The organism is Veillonella intestinalis, assembly GCF_943193155.1.
Classification (GTDB): Bacteria; Bacillota; Negativicutes; order Veillonellales; family Veillonellaceae; genus Veillonella_A; species Veillonella_A intestinalis.
The window spans coordinates 305,965-323,393 of record NZ_CALPDB010000002.1; the positions used below are offsets into that span (position 1 = coordinate 305,965).

Consider the following 17,429-nt stretch of genomic DNA (forward strand, 5'->3'; position numbering starts at 1 on the left):
ACTGTACTTACGGATAAAATGGGAAGAAAATTGGTAATAAAATCAACGAAGTAATAGCAGCGAGAATTAAATACGGGCCGCCTACTTTTACATAATCCATAAAGCTGTAACCAGCCACATTATAAACCATTGTATTTGGTGGACAGCCAATCGGCGTAGCAAACGCTACAGAACCCCCAATTACGGTCGCCATAAGCACCGCTTTAGGATCTGCCCCAACTTGCTGTGCCAAAGCTAATCCAATAGGTACTAATAAAGCAGTTGTAGCTGTATTTGACATAAACTGTGTTAACACGGCCGCAATGATAAATACTACAGCAAGCAATACAAACGGTGATGGATTATCGCCTAAACTCTTAATAATGGTATCTGCAATCATCACCCCAGCCCCTGTTTTTACAAGCGCTTGTGCCAATGCCAAAGAACCGACAAACAATAGAATTGTTTTCATATCAATAGCATTAACAGCTACTTTTTCTGAAATCGTACGCGTCGCTACTAGAATAAGTGCACCAATCCAAGCAATAACATGTAACTTAATACCTAATTGAGATTCAAATATCATGCCTAATACCGTGCCTACCAAGGTGGCTGCGGCAATCACTTTACGCCATTTAGCTACCTTACTGTAATCGGCTTCTGTATTATATTCCGTATCTACTTGATGTGTTGGCGCTTCGGGTAGTAATTTGTGGCCAATTAAAGCAAAATAGGCAATCCCTACTAAGAGCACCGGCAAACCAACTAAGGCATAATCGAAGAAAGCAAAGGCTAAATTCTGTTGCGCCAAGCCAGACTGAGCAATCATATTCCCTGGGGACCCAATTAAACTTACATTACCACCAGCTGAAGCAGCAATGGCTAAGGGCATTAATAACTTAGTCGCTTTAATCCCTGTCCGTTGAACTAAGCCCATGGCTACGGGAATTAATACTGCCGTTGTACCTGTATTGGATAAAAAGGTCGACATGGTGCCAGTAATTACCATGACAGCAATAATTACATGCCGTTCTGTCTTAGCAAAGCGATTCACTAAGCCCCCTACTGCATGCGCTACACCAGTTTCAAAAAAGGCGGCCCCTACAATGAACATAGCCATAAATAACAATACATTAGAATCGACAAAACCTAAAAAGGCTTCTTTTGGGGTTAATACCCCCGTCAAGGTTAAACACACCGCTACGGTCATAGCCGTAATCGATAAGGGAATTTTTTCCCATACAAACATAATAATGGCAAAAACTAATAAAACTAACGTTACAATAACACCATCCATAAAGAACTCCTCTCGTTAACTTATACACGTTGGTGATACTGTGAATGCATTCGATGATTTCATTATACGCATATATGAAAAATCAGCTATCCAATTTATGCTATGAAAATAATTTTCATTTAGTTGATTTTTTATGACTTCATATACAAATTTTCGTAAATACATATAAAAAAATGACTAGCCTTATTTTTTAAAAAGCTAGTCATTCTATGACTTTTTAGATAGTAACTAAATATATATAGCCATTTAGAATCTAAAAAAATCCCCAATTCGATTTTTATTAGGTAGTAATTAAATTTTTATTAAAAATATTAAATTCCTATAATTTACTTTAAGTCATCACTAGACTGTAATGTCGCCACTAAAGTAGCTAAGGTATCTTCCAACTGGGCTTTAACCTGTTGCAAATTATCCCTTGATAGATTCTTTTCACCGGACTTACGTGGTCGTTGCTCTATTGGTGTCGCCATATATGTCTGCAAGCGCTGACTAATTGTAGCATCATCTTCTGCAATATATTCCTTCCAATTATCCATCATCGTTTGCCGCTCTACCTTTGTAGCAATTCGTCGATATTCTGAAGGCGTCGTGTGAAAATGTCTACGAAATGCTGTATTAAAGGATTTCACGTCAGAAAAGCCACATTGATTAGCTATATCAACCACTTGCTGCTTTGTATTCACAAGCTGCACCGCCGCTTCACGAAGTCGCATACGCAATAAATACGTTTTAAAGGAAATACCTAATTGACGCTTAAAAAACTGCGAAGCATAACTTTCCGTATAGCCCCCAATAGCAGCTATATCTCCCAACGTAAGCTGTTCCTTGTAATGTTTATCAATGTATGTAATCATCTTTTCAAAGGTCGCTTCTTGCTGTAAGGCCACCGCATTCCCTTGTGGCTCATACGCTACTGGCAATAAAATACCAATGATAGTTTGTAATGCTTGCAAAAATAAACGCTCAACATCTAAATCAGGTGTGCTTAATAATGGGTTAGTAATGTCACTTACCTCGACGTCACTTCCTATAGAAGCTGTATTATTACTAACACGTTTGACCTTAGCTAAGCCCATAATTAGTTGTCCTAATTGTTCTCGTAACTGTGCGTAAACAGGCATGTTTTGTGTGCTCTCATCAGTAGCAACAAAGAAAGTAGATTGACGAAACAGACTTTCATATTGTGCCAACACAGCCGGATGTAAATGCAAAACCATAGCAATCGTATCAGGTTCTAAGGCTAATGTGGCATGACCACATTGAGGCGGCAAAATAATAATATCGTTAACACCTAAATTCGTATATTCCCTATCATGGCAAACTTCTACAGCCCCTTGTAGCACAACGAGAACCTCGATTTCAGGATGCCAATTATAATGATACGTGCCAATGCGATAAATATATTGACTAAATTTTATATGTCCATGGTCGTACACATAATTAAAGTAATTCATGACCTCTCCTATTATCTCAAAATTATTAGCCTTATATCCATATTACCCGTTTTCATTAACTAAGCGCTGATAACAAGGGCATGTCACAATGTGATCATTCACTAGGCCAATCGCCTGCATGAAAGAATATACTATAGTAGGGCCTACAAAGGTAAAGCCACGTTTCTTTAAATCCTTACTAATCTGTTCTGCTAGCGGTATAATCGCAGGTACCTCTGCCTGAGTTTGCCAATGCCCCACTATTGTTTTTCCATCGGTAAATTGCCAAATATAAGCATCAAAAGATCCAAATTCAGCTTGCACTTTTTGAAATGCTTGTGCATTTTTACGAAGGGACGCTACTTTTAAACGATGACGAATGATATTCGGATTTTGCAACAATGCCGCTTCTTTTTCTGGTGTATAGCCTGCCAAAGTAGCTATATCAAAGCCATCAAAGGCCTCTCGCATTGCTTCACGACGCTTAATAACAATCGTCCAGCTCAAACCAGCTTGCATACCTTCTAAAATCAACATCTCGAATAATTTAGCATCATCATGAACGGGTACACCCCACTCTGTATCATGATAAACTTGCTCCAACTCACTGCGACTAGCCCAAGAACACTGTCCTATCTGCTCTTTCATATGCAAATACTCCTCTAAGAATCATGTATTATGTGAAATTGATATAGCAAAATTAATTATTTTTCATAATTTCATGGTATTTTTTCTTAATTTCGCATATATTAGTATTATACCATTTTATATAGTGTAAGCGGTTTTATTTTCAAGGAGGTATTACCTATGATGCAATTGTTGGGCGGAGTTATCGTTATTGTCGCCTTTGCCGCCATCATTCGCAAGTATGAAACACGTACGGTCTTACTCATCGCAGGTGCTTTAATGTGCTTAATCGGTGGTGTGATGGGCCAATTTATGGATGCTTTTGTGAAAACCATGGTTCATGGCACATTAGTACCTACCATCTGTGCTGTTATGGGCTTTGCCTTCGTTATGAAACACACGGAATGTGACCAGCATTTAGTTCATGCTTTATCTGGCCTAATCTCCAAAAGTCATGCGGTTATCATTCCTCTAGCTATGTTGATTACTTGGTGGCTTAATATTGCCGTAACAAGTGCTGCTGGCGCGGCTGCTGCAATTGGTAGTATTTTAATCCCTGCCTTATTAGCGGCTGGTGTGCATCCTGCTATGGCTGGTGCCGCTGTATTAGCTGGTACTTGGGGTAGTACGATTAGCCCTGGTAACACGCATGTAGCCTTTATCTCTAAAATGGCTAATGTAGATGTAATGTTTGTAGTTCTAGAAACTGCAGTGCCTGCTATTATTGCTTCTTTGGTGGTAGCTATTACGCTTACTTTAGTAGCTGCTGTAAAAAAAGAAGGCCCTAACAAAGAGCGTCAACAAGCACTTGCTGAACACGGCGATGCTTCTTTAACAGCAACCTTAAAAGTAAACCCACTTAAAGCATTAGCACCTATCATTCCATTAATCATTTTAGTTGTGACTAACTTAAACTTACCTATGGTTAAAGCTATGGGCATTTCAAAAGTAAGCGTACCAGCTGCGATGATTATCGGTTGTGTTCTTGCTTTACTCATTGCTCGTGCTAACCCACAAGAAGTAACCAAAGACTTCTTTAAAGGTATGGGCGAAGCCTATGGTAGCATTATTGGTCTTATCATTGCAGCCGCTGTATTTACACAAGGTATGCAAGCTATGGGTCTTACTGATGCTTTACTAACGTACATGAAAGATTCCGAATCTATTGCTAAAATCGCTGGTAGCTTTGGTCCTTTCATCATCGCAATTCTTTGCGGTTCTGGTGATGCAGCAGCCCTTGCTTTCAATGGTGCAATTACACCTCATGCAGCTAGCTTTGGTATGAACATGGTAGACCTTGGTTCCTTAGCTCAAATCTCTGGCGCTATTGGCCGTTCTACATCTCCAGTAGCTGGTGCAGCTATTATCTGTGCTACCTTAGCTAAAGTAAGCCCTATGGAGTTAGCAAAACGTAATATTATTCCTATGCTAGCTGGGGTTATTACATTCTTAATTTTATTCTAATAATTCATTTATTCCAACCGCTACTACCTAGCACGGTATATTCTAAATGCTAGGTAAAATGTAATTACTATATAAGTTAGGTACTAAGTTGCTCCATTTTATATGTTTCTATATTTCTTTTTTCTTAAGGAGGTTCTCATGATTCAAGAAAAGCGTGTCCTTGATGAATTCTTTGAACTCGTTCAAATCCCTTGCTCCACTCTAAATGAACGCGTTGTAGCAGATTTACTTACTAAACGATTAGAAGATCTTGGTTTCACCGTGGAAGAAGATAACGCTGGTGAAAAACTTGGTGGCAACACTGGCAACCTAGTAGCCACTCGCAAAGGCACGGTACCTGAAGCACCTATGATTATGCTAACGGCTCACATGGACTGCGTAGAACCTTGTGCTAATATTAAACCACAACTAAAAGACGGCCTCATTACCTCTGATGGCACAACAATTTTAGGCGGCGATGATAAAGCTGGCGTAGTAGCTATTTTAGAAGCACTTCGCGTAATTAAAGAAAAAGACCTTCCATACGGTGATATTCAAGTAGTATTCACCATTGCCGAAGAAGGTGGCGTAAATGGTTCCAAAAACATGGATTCTTCCTTGTTAAAAGCTAAATTAGGCTTTACTTTCGATACGTCTGGCGCTCCTGGTCGTATTGTACATAAAGCACCTGGTCAAAATAAAGTGCGTGCTGTTATTACAGGTAAAGCTGCCCATGCAGGTAATGCACCTGAAAAAGGAATCAATGCTATCGTAGCCGCTGGTCATATGCTTACTAAATTACCACAAGGCCGACTTGATGAAGAAACAACTTGTAACATTGGCACCATTAGCGGTGGTCGGGCAACTAATATCGTAGCTGATGAAGCTACTATCTTATTAGAAACTCGTAGCCGTAATAAAGCTAAATTAGACAAATTAACTGCTGATGTAGTAGCTATTTTCGAAGCAGGCGCTAAAGAAACTGATACAACTGTAGATGTAAAAGTATTACCTGCTTACGATCCATTCGATTTAGCTGTTGACTCTGAAACTATTAAATTAGCTAGCAAAGCCGCTGAAGAATTAGGCTTCCCTGTAAATGTTGTTGAATCTGGTGGCGGTAGTGATGCAAGCTTCTTCAATGCGTATGGCGTGCCTACAGCCGTTCTTGGTGTTGGTATGACAAATGTTCATACAAAAGATGAATGCTTATTAGAAGAAGATTTATACAACTCTGCTCGTTTAGCAACCCAAATCATTATTGAAGCCGCTAAACAATAAGTTATTAATAACATTGTTTATACTTAAAACGACCTACCTCTGGTAGGTCGTTTTTTCCTATCTCCCCTATGCGGATACCTTATAAAGAAATGTACTATATAGACTTTTCAACTATTCTATGTTACAGTAAAAATATAGTTAATACGCCATATCTATTGTCACCGGATAAAGGTATGTAGCATCAAAGAATCTATCGTAGGTCATAGAAGATAGATAATTTGATGCTTTTTTTGAGGTAATATTTATGAATACATTAAAACAAATGAGTCTTTTTAGTAAAATTAAACATTTCATTGTCTTAACAATTCCTATCATCTTAACACAATTTGCCATTACTGGGGGCTCTTTTGTGTCAGTTGTCTTAACTGGACAATATAATACAGTAGATTTAGCGGGTATCTCGGTGGGCTTTAATCTATGGACAGCCTGTTACTACGGCATTATCGGTATTCATCTAGGCATTTCACCCATTATTGCCCAATTATTAGGGGCTAAAGAAACAAAAAATATTCCCACTATTATCTATCATGGTCTCATCTTATCCGTATGTTTCTTTCTTCTAATGATTCTCTTAGGCCTCACTATACTTGATCCTATTTTAACTCATTTACAATTGGAGCCGGCGGCCTATGAAATTTGTTGGCAATATTTAAAGGCCATTGCCGTAGGTTTATTGCCTTTAATTTTAACTTGTGTACTACGGAATACCCTAGACTGTCATAGTTATACCCACTATACCATGTATATCATTCTTTGCGGACTAGGTCTTCATATCTTTTTAGATTACGCGCTTATTTTAGGACATTTTGGTTTTCCTGCCTTAGGTGGTTTAGGGGCTGGTATTGCTACGGCCATTGCTTATTGGTTTAACTTTATCATCTTTTTAATCGTTCTCATCCTAGGGAAACCTTTTAAAGGATACCGCCTATTCCGTCAAACCTTCACCTTTGACTTTACTTATATTCGGGAACAATTGCGACTAGGATTACCTATAGGCCTTGCCATTTTTGCAGAAAGCAGTGTTTTTAGTCTCGCCGGAATTGCTGCCACTGCCTATGGCACTAGCATTATTGCCGCCCATCAAGCAGCTTTGAGCTTTACATCCCTTTTCTACGGCGTACCATTAAGTATCGGTATCGCCGCTACTATTACTGTGGGCTACGCTGTGGGAGCAAAAGATCTTCACGAAGCAAAGACATATTCCTATATTGCTCGTGGTCTAGCCGTTGTCCTAGCTATGACAATTTGTTTATACACCTTTACCCATTTACCAACCATTGCTAACTACTATACCAATGATCCAAGCATGGTAGATTTAATCGGTAGCTTTTTAAGTTATGCTGTCTTTTTCACTGTCATTGATGCTCTTGGGACACCAATTCAAGGTATTTTGCGAGGCTATAAAGATGTGCGTATTATTTCCATCATTGCCTTATCTAGTTTCTGTGGTACCAGTATTCCTATTGCGGCTATTTTTACTTTTATTTTCAACTATGGCCCCTACGCTATTTGGATTGGACTATTAGGAAGTACCTTAATTGCAGCTATCCTTTTCACGTGGCGCGTATGGTATATTCAAACCAAAAAGTTCAAAATAGTTGACAACCCAGATATATGATGTTAGAATACATAACAGTTTTTACTCATCGTTTAACTCAAACGATATAATTTCATAACTTGATGACTTTTGTCGCCGGATAAAAGATATAACATCAAATACTCTATCGTAGGCCATTGAAGGTAGAGTGTTTGATGTTTTTTTATTCAACTATATTCATATACTATGATAAGAAAGGAGTTATTCATGAATACAAATCTATCTTTATGGCATAAAACAATAAATTTCATACAGTTAACAGTCCCTATTATTATCACGCAATTTGCCTTAACAGGTGGGTCCTTTTTCTCAGTCGTCATGACGGGGCAATATAGCACAACCGATGTAGCTGGTATTTCAGTAGGTTTTAATATTTGGATTGCTTGCTACTATGGCGTCCTCGGGATTCTACTTGGTATTGCTCCCATTATGGCGCAACTATTAGGTGCTAATAAACAAGAAAATATTCCTACCGTTATTATCCATGGCCTATGGCTCGCTATTATTTTTAGCGCACTCTTAATCATTAGTGGCCTTTTATTCTTAAAACCACTACTACAATATTTAGCTTTAGAGCCGGCTGCTTATGAAGTATGTATGCAATATATGAAAGCTATGGCCTTCGCCCTACCACCGCTCATCTTAACTTGTACGCTTCGTAATACAATAGACTGTCATGGCCATACCCGCTATTCTATGATAATTATGAGCCTCGGTTTACTCATTCACATAACTTTAAATTATGCTCTAATTTTAGGTAATTTTGGCTTCCCTGCTTTAGGTGGTCTAGGTGCTGGTATCGCCACAGCCATTGCCTATTGGTTTAATTGTCTAACCTATTTAGGGGTACTCCTTTATAAGCAACCCTTTGCGAAATACCAACTTATCAAACAAAGCTGGGCCCTTCAATGGACGCCCTTACGGGAACAATTACGAATTGGCCTCCCTATAGGTGTAGCGGTATTCTGTGAAAGTAGTATTTTTAGTTTAGCTGGTCTCGCTATCACCTATTATGGCACACAAGTCATTGCCGCTCATCAGGCTGCTATTAGCTTTGTTAATCTGTTCTATGGCATTCCCCTCAGTATCAGCATGGCTAGTACTATTGTCGTAGGCTATCAAGTAGGAGCTAAACAATATAAAGAAGCGACCACCATGTCCTATATAGCACGAGGTTCAGCCCTTGCTATTGCAGCGTTTATGAGTATTATTATCTTTACTAATTTACGGCTTTTTGCAAGTTTCTATACTAATGAGCCAGCTATGGTGGATATTATTGCTTCTTTCATGAGTTATGCAGCCTTCTTTATTATTATTGATGCATTTGGAACGCCTGTACAAGGTATTTTACGGGCCTATAAAGATGTGGCGATTATCTCTAAAATAGCTATAGCCACTTACTGGGGCGCTTGTATTCCTATTGCCTTAGGGTTTATCTATTTCACCAATTTAGGCCCCTATAGCGTATGGCTTGGCCTACTAGGAGGCGTTGGCTTAGCAGGAATATTATATATTTGGCGAGTTATGTATTTACAAACAAAACGTTTTATATAAGCTACAAACAATTTATATAAATTACAATCGCTTTAAATGAAATACAAACTATTTATATAAAATACTAAACCAATACAACCAAAAAGCTCCACAATTAGGTTTTATACCTTAATTGTGGAGCTTCTTTGTTTCAAAACGTTTTTATTATTTAGTGTTACTTAAATATTTTTCAACTAATGCCCCTGCTACAGCAATGCCATTAATCATATCATCTTCCTCAATATCAAATCTTGGATTATGATGAGGTGCTTTAATATCAGAGCCTAAAATCATGTATGTTGCTTTGCCACCATTGGCAATTACACGCTCTAAGAAGTAAGCACAATCTTCACTACCACCGCCTGTATTAGTAAGTGGCACATCACGGAATAAGCCCATATCTTTAGCTAAGACCTGAACTTCTTTAGCTAATTCCTCGGAATTGATACAAGCTGGGGCACTGCCCATTTCTTTTATATCCACTTCACTATCGTACATAGCAGCTGCGCCCTGTAACACTTCATATGCACGCTTACAAATATATTCGTTAATTTCCCCTGTTTCACCACGAGTTTCAATCTGTAAATACGCTCTATCTGGAATTACGTTACGGCCCGTGCCTGCATTTAACACACCTACGTTAATGCAAGAGTTCCCTTTGGAGTGACGAGAAATTGCCTGTAAATTTAATGCAGCTGTACAAGCCGCTAACAAGGCATTCTTCCCTAACTCTGGGGAAGCGCCTGCATGAGATGAATAGCCTTTAAACTCTACATCTAATTTTGTCGTCGCCAAGAAACCATAATTCATACAAGCTAAGCAATTAGCAATCGCTTTATTAATGCCAATATGCATGCCGAAGAAAATATCTACATCGTCTACAACCCCAGCATCACGCATGGCTTTCGCACCGCGAACGCCTTCCTCAGCAGGTTGTAAAATCAACTTAAACGTACCATGCAACTCGTCTTTATGGCTCATAATATATTCTGCTAAGCCTAATGCCATTGTTAAATGTGCGTCATGACCACAAGCATGCATAGCTTTGTCATGTTTTGACGAAAAACCTTCTTTAGCTGGTAAATGATCTTCTGTTTGCGCTTCTACAACATCATTGGAATCAATATCAGCGCGAAATGCCACTACAGGTCCTTGATCATCAATGTGCAAGGTAGCTACTAAGCCAGTAAAACCATAACCCATAGCCTCTACCCATTTAGGATTAGCACCCTCTGCAATAGCACGCTCCATAGCGGCCTTCATAACTTCATCACTAGGAACGCCCATACGGGTTTCTGCATTAATAACGTCTTTCCCTACTTTTAATTCATAACCCAATTCTGTCAAGCGATCGGCCGCAATAGCCGCGGTGCGGTATTCTAACCAGCCTGGCTCTGGATGCTGATGCAAATCACGGCGCATAGCTACAAAACGATCTCGGTTGTCATTCGCAAAGGCAATACTCTTATAGGTACTCATATAGGCAACTCCTCTCAAACTCTCAAAACGAATACTGTGAGAAATCAATCAATTATACATATAATGATTTCTTCAAACTGTGTAAAATTCAACTACGTTTTTATCATACCACAAATTATCCCTTTCTTGTAAGAGCATTATAAAAAGCGTGCTCGAAAGCACGCTTTTTAAGTCTGTAATTGCAAAATTAGCATATACAGAGATATTTAATTAATAATGCAAGTCATCTGGACCAATACGATGACGGAATGTCCAATATGTCCATCCTTGGTAAATTAATACGATTGGCACGAAGATAAGTGCTACAATTGTCATTAATGTCAAAGTATATTCAGAAGAAGATGCATTTTTAATAGTCAAGCTCCAAGCTGGGTTCAAGCTGGAAACCATAATACGTGGGAATAAACCAGCAAAGTATGCAGCTGTTACGGAGATGATGCTTAAGCAGCTAAATGTAAAACCAACACCTGGACGACGTACACGAGTGAAGCCCCAGGAAATAAGGAAGAACACGATGCAAAGAGCAAATGCTACTGTAGCAATCATACTATTAAATAAATCAGTGTAGTAATAAGTAGCCCCTACTAATACAAGAGCACCTACCGCTGTAATAACACCTTCTACTAAAGCAGTAGCACGAGCGCGTTCTGCGATTGGACCAATTGTTTTAATAGCTGTATACAAAGCACCATGGTATACGAATACCAAGATGAATGCTAAACCACAAAGAATTGTGTATGGGCTAAGTAAATCAAAGAAGCCTCCTACGAAATTCATCTGACCATCAATTGGTGTACCTTGAATTAAGTTACCTACTGTAACGCCCCAAAGAAGAGCTGGAATTAAGGAACCAAAGAAAATGCAATAGTCAAATGTTTTACGCCATGCTAAGGATTTATCTTTACTACGGAATTCAAATGCAACACCACGAGCGATTAAAGCAGCCAACATTAAGAATAAAGCTAAATAAAAACCACTAAATAAAGTTGCATATACATGTGGGAAGGATGCAAAGGTAGCACCACCAGCGGTAATCATCCAAACTTGGTTGCCATCCCATACAGGACCAACTGTGTTAATCATCTGACGACGTTCCACATCATTTTTACCTAAGAATGGAAGCAAGATACCAACGCCATAGTCAAAGCCTTCCAGTGTGAAGAATCCTGCGAATAATACACATACGAGGATGAACCACACTACGTCTAAATTTTGTAAAATTATTTCCATAATGCTGCCTCCTCTCTAATATCTTGAGATGGATTGCCTTCTGGACCTTTCTTAATATGTTTCACTGCCAAGTATAAAGCAGCAATAGCCGCTAAAATATATACAGCGGAGAAACCAATAATTGTTGTCCAAATTTCACCAGCAGTTACAGTGCTAGATACACCATCTGCTGTTTTTTGTAAGCCATAAACGAGCCATGGTTGACGCCCCATTTCAGCTACATACCAACCAGTTGCATTAGCAATGTATGCAAATGGCAACATCCAGAATACAGCATTAAGCATTGCACGGGATGTTTCAAGTTTACCAGCACGGTTCATAGCAAATGCTACGATAGCTACTAAGAACATTAATACGCCAGAGAATACCATAGCACGGAAGGACCAGTACATGGAGGTTACATGCGGTACATAATCGCCAGGGCCATATTTTTCTTCATCAGCTTTCTGAAGCTCTTTCATACCTTGCATTTCACCATTGAAATCATCAGTTGCCACGAAGCTCAATAAACCTGGAATTTCAACGAAACTATTAGTAGTCTGATTTTTTTCATCAATAGTAGCAAATAAGCTAAATGGAGCACCTTTAGTTGTATCCCAAAGACCTTCTACAGATGCAATTTTCATTGGCTGAACTTTAGTTACATACTGACCATGTAAGTGACCAGCACCCATTACTAACACGCCACCAATGATAGTAAATACTAAGCCCCATTTAATAGAGCGTTTGTAGAAATCGACAGCGTTATTGCGAAGTAAGTGCCATGCACTAACAGCCGCGATAATAACACCGGCAGTCATTAAGCCATCAAAGAAAATGTGAGCAAATTGTCCTGGTACGTACCCATTTGATAAGATAACTCCAAAATTTTCCATTTCGGCACGACCATTACGAATTACATACCCTACTGGATGTTGCATGAAAGAACTTGCCACCAAAATCCAGAAAGCTGATAAGTTGGTACCAATAGCTACTAACACAGCTACTGCAGCGTGTGCTTTAGCAGACAATTTATCCCAACCAAAAATCCAAGCACCCATAAATGTGGATTCAAGGAAGAATGCGGTCAACGCTTCAAGTGCTAAAGGAGCACCAAAGATATCCCCCATAAAACGAGAATATTCAGCCCAGTTCATACCGAAGTGGAACTCCTGTACGATACCAGTTACGACACCCATGGCAAAATTGATTAAAAATAATTTCCCCCAGAACTTTGCCATTTTTTTGTACACTTCATTGTTAGTGTTTACGTAGGTAATTTCTAAAATTGCTACGACTACTGTCATCCCCAGTGTCACAGGAACGAACAGCCAGTGATAGATCGATGTCAAGGCAAATTGCCATCGAGCTAACAGTAATGCTTCCATCATACTTAAAACCTCCTCACTTATTAATCGCGCGCTTGCGCCTTAGATGGACATCCTCTTTGCAAATGAATTTCACGTTCTCGCTTAGCCAATGATTCAAAATCAACAGCCTTCAAGTCCTTGATCAAATCTGCTTGGATTTGACCAAATCGTTCCTGAACAGAACAACTACCGTGACAACCACGGGAACATGTTTCATTATCGTATAAGCAACGCTGTAAATAAGTTGCTCCTTCCACAGCTTCAATTACATCCAATAAGGTAATATCTTTTGGCTTGCGTGCCAATGCAAAGCCACCATCTACACCTCGGAAGGATTGCATGATGTTTCCCGATATAAGATTTCTCATAATTTTTAATAGAAATCGATCAGGAATTTTCTGTGCTTTTGCCAACTCACCACCGGTAATTTTTGTCCCATTCGGCAGGAGTGACATATGCAATACCATACGGAATGCATAATCAGTTGCTTGGTTAAGTTTCATAACTGCCCCCTAATACCTAATACAAACTAATTCGAAATAATTCGATTTTGCAATTATTACAATGAACATTACAAACTTAGTATACTTTGCAGTCATAAAAAAATGCTCGTAATATGAGCATTTTTCTGTTCATCTCCATTATAGTCAATACTCTCGCGAATTGCAATAAGATATTACCAATTTTGCTAGAGATTGTTATATCAAATACGCACTGTAATTCCTAGTATTACAGTATATTTTAAACTACCTATAAGTTATATTGATGATATTTCTCAATTATTTAATTTTCAATTTACTTCATCATAATAAAACTAAGGTTTACTATGGGAAGTAATTATAACATCCAGCGAATACTATCAATAATTAGATACGCAATGCCTGACATAATAGCACTTAATGGAATCGTTACAAACCAAGCTAACACCATAGAGCGTGCTACACCCCAGTTAACAGCTTTAACACGTTTCGCTGTCCCTACCCCCATAATAGAACCACTTACTACATGAGTTGTAGATACAGGTAAGTGTAAAAATGTAGCTGTAAAAATAGTGATGGCTGAATTTAAATCAGCAGCAAAACCATTAATAGTTTCTAACTTAAATATTTTAGTCCCCATTGTACTAATAATACGCCAACCACCAGCAGCTGTACCTAATGCCATAGCAGCCGCACAGGCAACTTTTACCCAAGTTGGTACATCTAAGGTATCAATGTAACCACCACTAAGTAAGGTTAATGTAATAATACCCATAGCTTTTTGAGCATCATTAGAGCCATGAGAAAAAGCCATCAAAGTAGCTGATAATAATTGCATATTACGGAATCGGTCATTTAATGTAATTGGTGAAAATCGACCAAATAATACTAACAATAAGTTCATAATTAAATAACCTAATACCATGGCAATAATTGGTGACAACACAAGGGATAAGAAAATCCGGCCTATACCAGTAAAGTTTAGTGCTTCATAGCCTACAGATACCATAACGGCGCCGATTACGCCACCAATTAATGCATGCGATGAAGAACTAGGAATACCATACCACCAAGTCACTAAATTCCAAATAATAGCGCCTAACAAGGCTGCACTAATGACTTCTGCATTAATAAGACTTGCTGAAGTAACTAAGTCGCCACCAATTGTTTTTGCTACCCCAGTACTAACCAAAGCACCAATAAAGTTAAGCACCGCAGTCATCATAACTGCTTTTTTAGGATCTATAGCACGAGTAGATACAGAGGTTGCAATTGCATTCGCTGTATCATGAAAACCATTAATATAATCAAAAGCTAAGGCTAAAAACACCACTAGCCACACAAACCAATGATCAAGCATACTTCAAAACAACCCGGCGGAACGTACCAACCAAATCCTCACATCCATCGATAACGTCTTCCATGGAGTTAAGAAGTTCCTTCCATTTGATGATTTCAATAGGATCCTTGCAATCTCTAAATAATACTGCCATTTCTTCATGATATACAGCGTCGGCTTCTTCTTCTAAACGAAGAACTTCTAATACACGGCCTTCTACTTTCACATGATTTTTCTTTAAACTATTCATATATGAAATAGACTTAGTAATGTGTTTTAAGCATTTCTGTACAATTTCAATTAAGCGAATAGCCCCTTTAGTAGGCTGTCCTACATTGTACATACACATTTTATCCATAATGTCTTTCATACTATCAATGGTCGAATCTAATTGTTCAATTAATAATTGAATATCTTCACGATCCATAGGAGTAATGAAGGTAGAACGCAAACGTTCAACAGTCTGATTCACTAACTCATCTGCTTCTTTTTCTTTCTGATCGATTACTCGTAGTGCTTCTTCTTTTTCAATCTCGCCTTTAAACGCTTGTTCCATAAGGATGGATGCGTCATGACATAGTTCAACATGATTGTTCAAGATATTGAAAAATTTTTCTTCCTTGCTTTTTAAATTAAAAGCCATAATATCCTCCATAACTCGTGATGGCTTCGTTAATAATTTAACGAATTACTATAAACGCACGTTCTAATTATAGCACATCAAATACCTATTTTCTATTGTTCATTGTATGCAAAAACCATATTCTTATACGGGTCTAATATATATATTATGTTAAATTAATATACATAATTTAGCATGTTTTAAACACTACTATTTATTAATTTCATACACTAAATGGCGTATTTCAGGAAGTACCAAGCGATTAATACCTAAGGTAACAGCGCCTACTGAACCAGGTAAAGAGAAAAGCAAAACATTGTCACAAACACCTGCCATAGCACGCGAAGCAATCGCTCGTGTCCCAATATCTTCAGTATAGCTTAAATATCTAAATAATTCGCCAAATCCCGGAATTTCTTTTTGGCATAAAGAAGCTACTACCTCTATAGACACATCCCGTTTAGCAATGCCTGTACCACCAGTTAAGATAATGCCATCTAAACTTTCAATCGCAATCCATCGCTGTAGAACCTCTGTTATTTTTATAAAGTCATCGGCTACAATAGTCCGAACCTTTACAATGTGCCCTCCTTCCTCTACCAATGAAACTACTGTATCGCCACCTTTATCCGTTTCTGGCGTCCGTGTATCCGATACAGTCAGAACGCCTAAAACTAAAGGGCGTTCAAGCACTTCTTTCAATGACATGCATCTTACCTCCCATAAGAATATATTTTACAATTCTTTGATAATTTACAAAGTCTTTACTATCAGTATACCACGAATACAGGAAGATAGTTAATAATATTAGACTTATGAATTGTAAAATTTTTGTAAGGTCAATAGAAAGGAGGTGGGAAGGATAGGAATTTATATACAAAAAAAGACACCATTCGGTGTGTCGCACTTAATAACTTTTAAATACGTCCATTCGGATGCTGTGGATTCTAAAACACTATATCCTTTCCTATCTGTTCGACAGCTGTGAATTCTTCTTCGAAGAATTTTACGCTGCGAACTAAAAGATTCACACCCATTTGTGCGTCGTTAGTACTCCTTCAAATGGGGTTCTCTATTTATTCCAGATCGCTTCTATTATGTCACTACCTATTGAGATACTTCTACTAACATCCCTTCTTGGAAGCGCCCAGACAGATTGTTACTCATTAGAGTAACAAAAATAAGAGGCCGTGTCTTTCGACACGACCTCCTATTTTCATTAATCAGCGACTACCTATCATGCTACGCTTCGTTTCACTCGCTTCGCAAGAAAGTGATGCAATACAATTTGTGCGTCGCTCTGCTCCTTCAAACTGTTTGCCCTACTTTTCCCAGCTTCTGGTCGGATAGGAAGCCATACAAAAAAAGACACCAACCTAAGTTGATGTCTTTAGTCAATCAGCAGCTTCCTATCCTCCCAGGCCGCTTCCAGCCAAGTACTTTCGGCGTTTACGAGCTTAACTACTGTGTTCGAGATGGGAACAGGTGGACCCTCGTAGCTATCGCCACTGAATCTGTCAGAGCTTGTACTCTGAAAACCACATAGAAGTGTAAATCTTGTAAGTTACACATTAGATTATACATAATTCTTTGATTGAAGTTTGTTACTACAGCTTTAAAAGTAAAGCCCTCGATCTATTAGTACCAGTCAGCTCCAAGCCTCACAGCTCTTCCACACCTGGCCTATCAACCATGTCGTCTACATGGGATCTTACTAACTTTTGTTATGAGAAACCTCATC

At 38.6% G+C, this 17,429-nt stretch carries 14 protein-coding genes and 2 rRNA genes; 4 read left to right on the plus strand and 12 right to left on the minus strand.

The genetic code is table 11. The features are described 5' to 3' along the window. Nucleotides 1–7: 7 nt before the first annotated feature. From NFR44_RS03830 to NFR44_RS03840, 3 genes are all read right to left on the minus strand, one after another. Nucleotides 8–1,276, minus strand: coding sequence for an SLC13 family permease (locus NFR44_RS03830; protein WP_251441338.1), 1,269 nt, complete (start codon nucleotides 1,274–1,276; stop codon nucleotides 8–10). Between the two features lie 326 nt (nucleotides 1,277–1,602). Then, on the minus strand, nucleotides 1,603–2,730 hold the full coding sequence (locus tag NFR44_RS03835; protein WP_251441340.1) for an AraC family transcriptional regulator: 1,128 nt from the start codon (nucleotides 2,728–2,730) through the stop codon (nucleotides 1,603–1,605). Between the two features lie 42 nt (nucleotides 2,731–2,772). Beyond that, complete coding sequence (locus NFR44_RS03840) at nucleotides 2,773–3,357, minus strand: DNA-3-methyladenine glycosylase I (protein ID WP_251441342.1); 585 nt, start codon at nucleotides 3,355–3,357, stop codon at nucleotides 2,773–2,775. 159 nt (nucleotides 3,358–3,516) lie between these two features. Here NFR44_RS03840 and dcuC point away from each other — a divergent pair, with 159 nt between their 5' ends. The 4 genes from dcuC (at nucleotide 3,517) to NFR44_RS03860 (ending at nucleotide 9,211) form a co-directional block, all read left to right on the plus strand. After that, on the plus strand, nucleotides 3,517–4,800 hold the full coding sequence (gene dcuC, locus NFR44_RS03845) for a C4-dicarboxylate transporter DcuC (protein WP_251441345.1): 1,284 nt from the start codon (nucleotides 3,517–3,519) through the stop codon (nucleotides 4,798–4,800). A 138-nt stretch (nucleotides 4,801–4,938) separates the two neighbouring features. Next, nucleotides 4,939–6,060, plus strand: a complete 1,122-nt coding sequence (locus tag NFR44_RS03850; RefSeq protein WP_251441347.1) for a M20/M25/M40 family metallo-hydrolase — start codon at nucleotides 4,939–4,941, stop codon at nucleotides 6,058–6,060. A gap of 244 nt (nucleotides 6,061–6,304) precedes the next feature. Further along, nucleotides 6,305–7,678: an MATE family efflux transporter gene (locus NFR44_RS03855; protein ID WP_251441349.1), complete on the plus strand. Its 1,374-nt coding sequence runs from the start codon at nucleotides 6,305–6,307 to the stop codon at nucleotides 7,676–7,678. Between the two features lie 186 nt (nucleotides 7,679–7,864). Beyond that, nucleotides 7,865–9,211, plus strand: coding sequence for an MATE family efflux transporter (locus NFR44_RS03860; protein ID WP_251441351.1), 1,347 nt, complete (start codon nucleotides 7,865–7,867; stop codon nucleotides 9,209–9,211). A 144-nt stretch (nucleotides 9,212–9,355) separates the two neighbouring features. Here NFR44_RS03860 and NFR44_RS03865 read toward each other — a convergent pair whose 3' ends face one another. From NFR44_RS03865 to NFR44_RS03905, 9 genes are all read right to left on the minus strand, one after another. Next, on the minus strand, nucleotides 9,356–10,669 hold the full coding sequence (locus tag NFR44_RS03865; protein ID WP_251441353.1) for an amidohydrolase: 1,314 nt from the start codon (nucleotides 10,667–10,669) through the stop codon (nucleotides 9,356–9,358). Between the two features lie 210 nt (nucleotides 10,670–10,879). Beyond that, nucleotides 10,880–11,899, minus strand: a complete 1,020-nt coding sequence (cydB, locus tag NFR44_RS03870) for a cytochrome d ubiquinol oxidase subunit II (protein ID WP_251441355.1) — start codon at nucleotides 11,897–11,899, stop codon at nucleotides 10,880–10,882. After that, nucleotides 11,890–13,269 carry a cytochrome ubiquinol oxidase subunit I gene (locus NFR44_RS03875; protein WP_251441356.1) on the minus strand — a complete coding sequence of 460 codons (1,380 nt, stop codon included), beginning with the start codon at nucleotides 13,267–13,269 and terminating at the stop codon, nucleotides 11,890–11,892. Before NFR44_RS03875 ends, cydB begins: the two co-directional genes overlap by 10 nt. 20 nt (nucleotides 13,270–13,289) lie before the next feature. Beyond that, complete coding sequence (locus NFR44_RS03880) at nucleotides 13,290–13,751, minus strand: RrF2 family transcriptional regulator (protein ID WP_251441358.1); 462 nt, start codon at nucleotides 13,749–13,751, stop codon at nucleotides 13,290–13,292. A 334-nt stretch (nucleotides 13,752–14,085) separates the two neighbouring features. Next, the gene (locus NFR44_RS03885; protein ID WP_251441359.1) at nucleotides 14,086–15,087 is read right to left on the minus strand and encodes an inorganic phosphate transporter; all 1,002 of its coding nucleotides are present in this window, start codon (nucleotides 15,085–15,087) and stop codon (nucleotides 14,086–14,088) included. Continuing rightward, on the minus strand, nucleotides 15,080–15,709 hold the full coding sequence (locus tag NFR44_RS03890) for a DUF47 domain-containing protein (RefSeq protein WP_251441360.1): 630 nt from the start codon (nucleotides 15,707–15,709) through the stop codon (nucleotides 15,080–15,082). Before NFR44_RS03890 ends, NFR44_RS03885 begins: the two co-directional genes overlap by 8 nt. Before the next feature lie 189 nt (nucleotides 15,710–15,898). Next, the gene (locus NFR44_RS03895) at nucleotides 15,899–16,396 is read right to left on the minus strand and encodes a MogA/MoaB family molybdenum cofactor biosynthesis protein (RefSeq protein ID WP_251441361.1); all 498 of its coding nucleotides are present in this window, start codon (nucleotides 16,394–16,396) and stop codon (nucleotides 15,899–15,901) included. Between the two features lie 688 nt (nucleotides 16,397–17,084). Continuing rightward, nucleotides 17,085–17,201: ribosomal RNA gene (gene rrf, locus NFR44_RS03900) — 5S ribosomal RNA — on the minus strand. 104 nt (nucleotides 17,202–17,305) lie between these two features. Beyond that, nucleotides 17,306–17,429: ribosomal RNA gene (locus tag NFR44_RS03905) — 23S ribosomal RNA — on the minus strand; the annotation flags it as partial.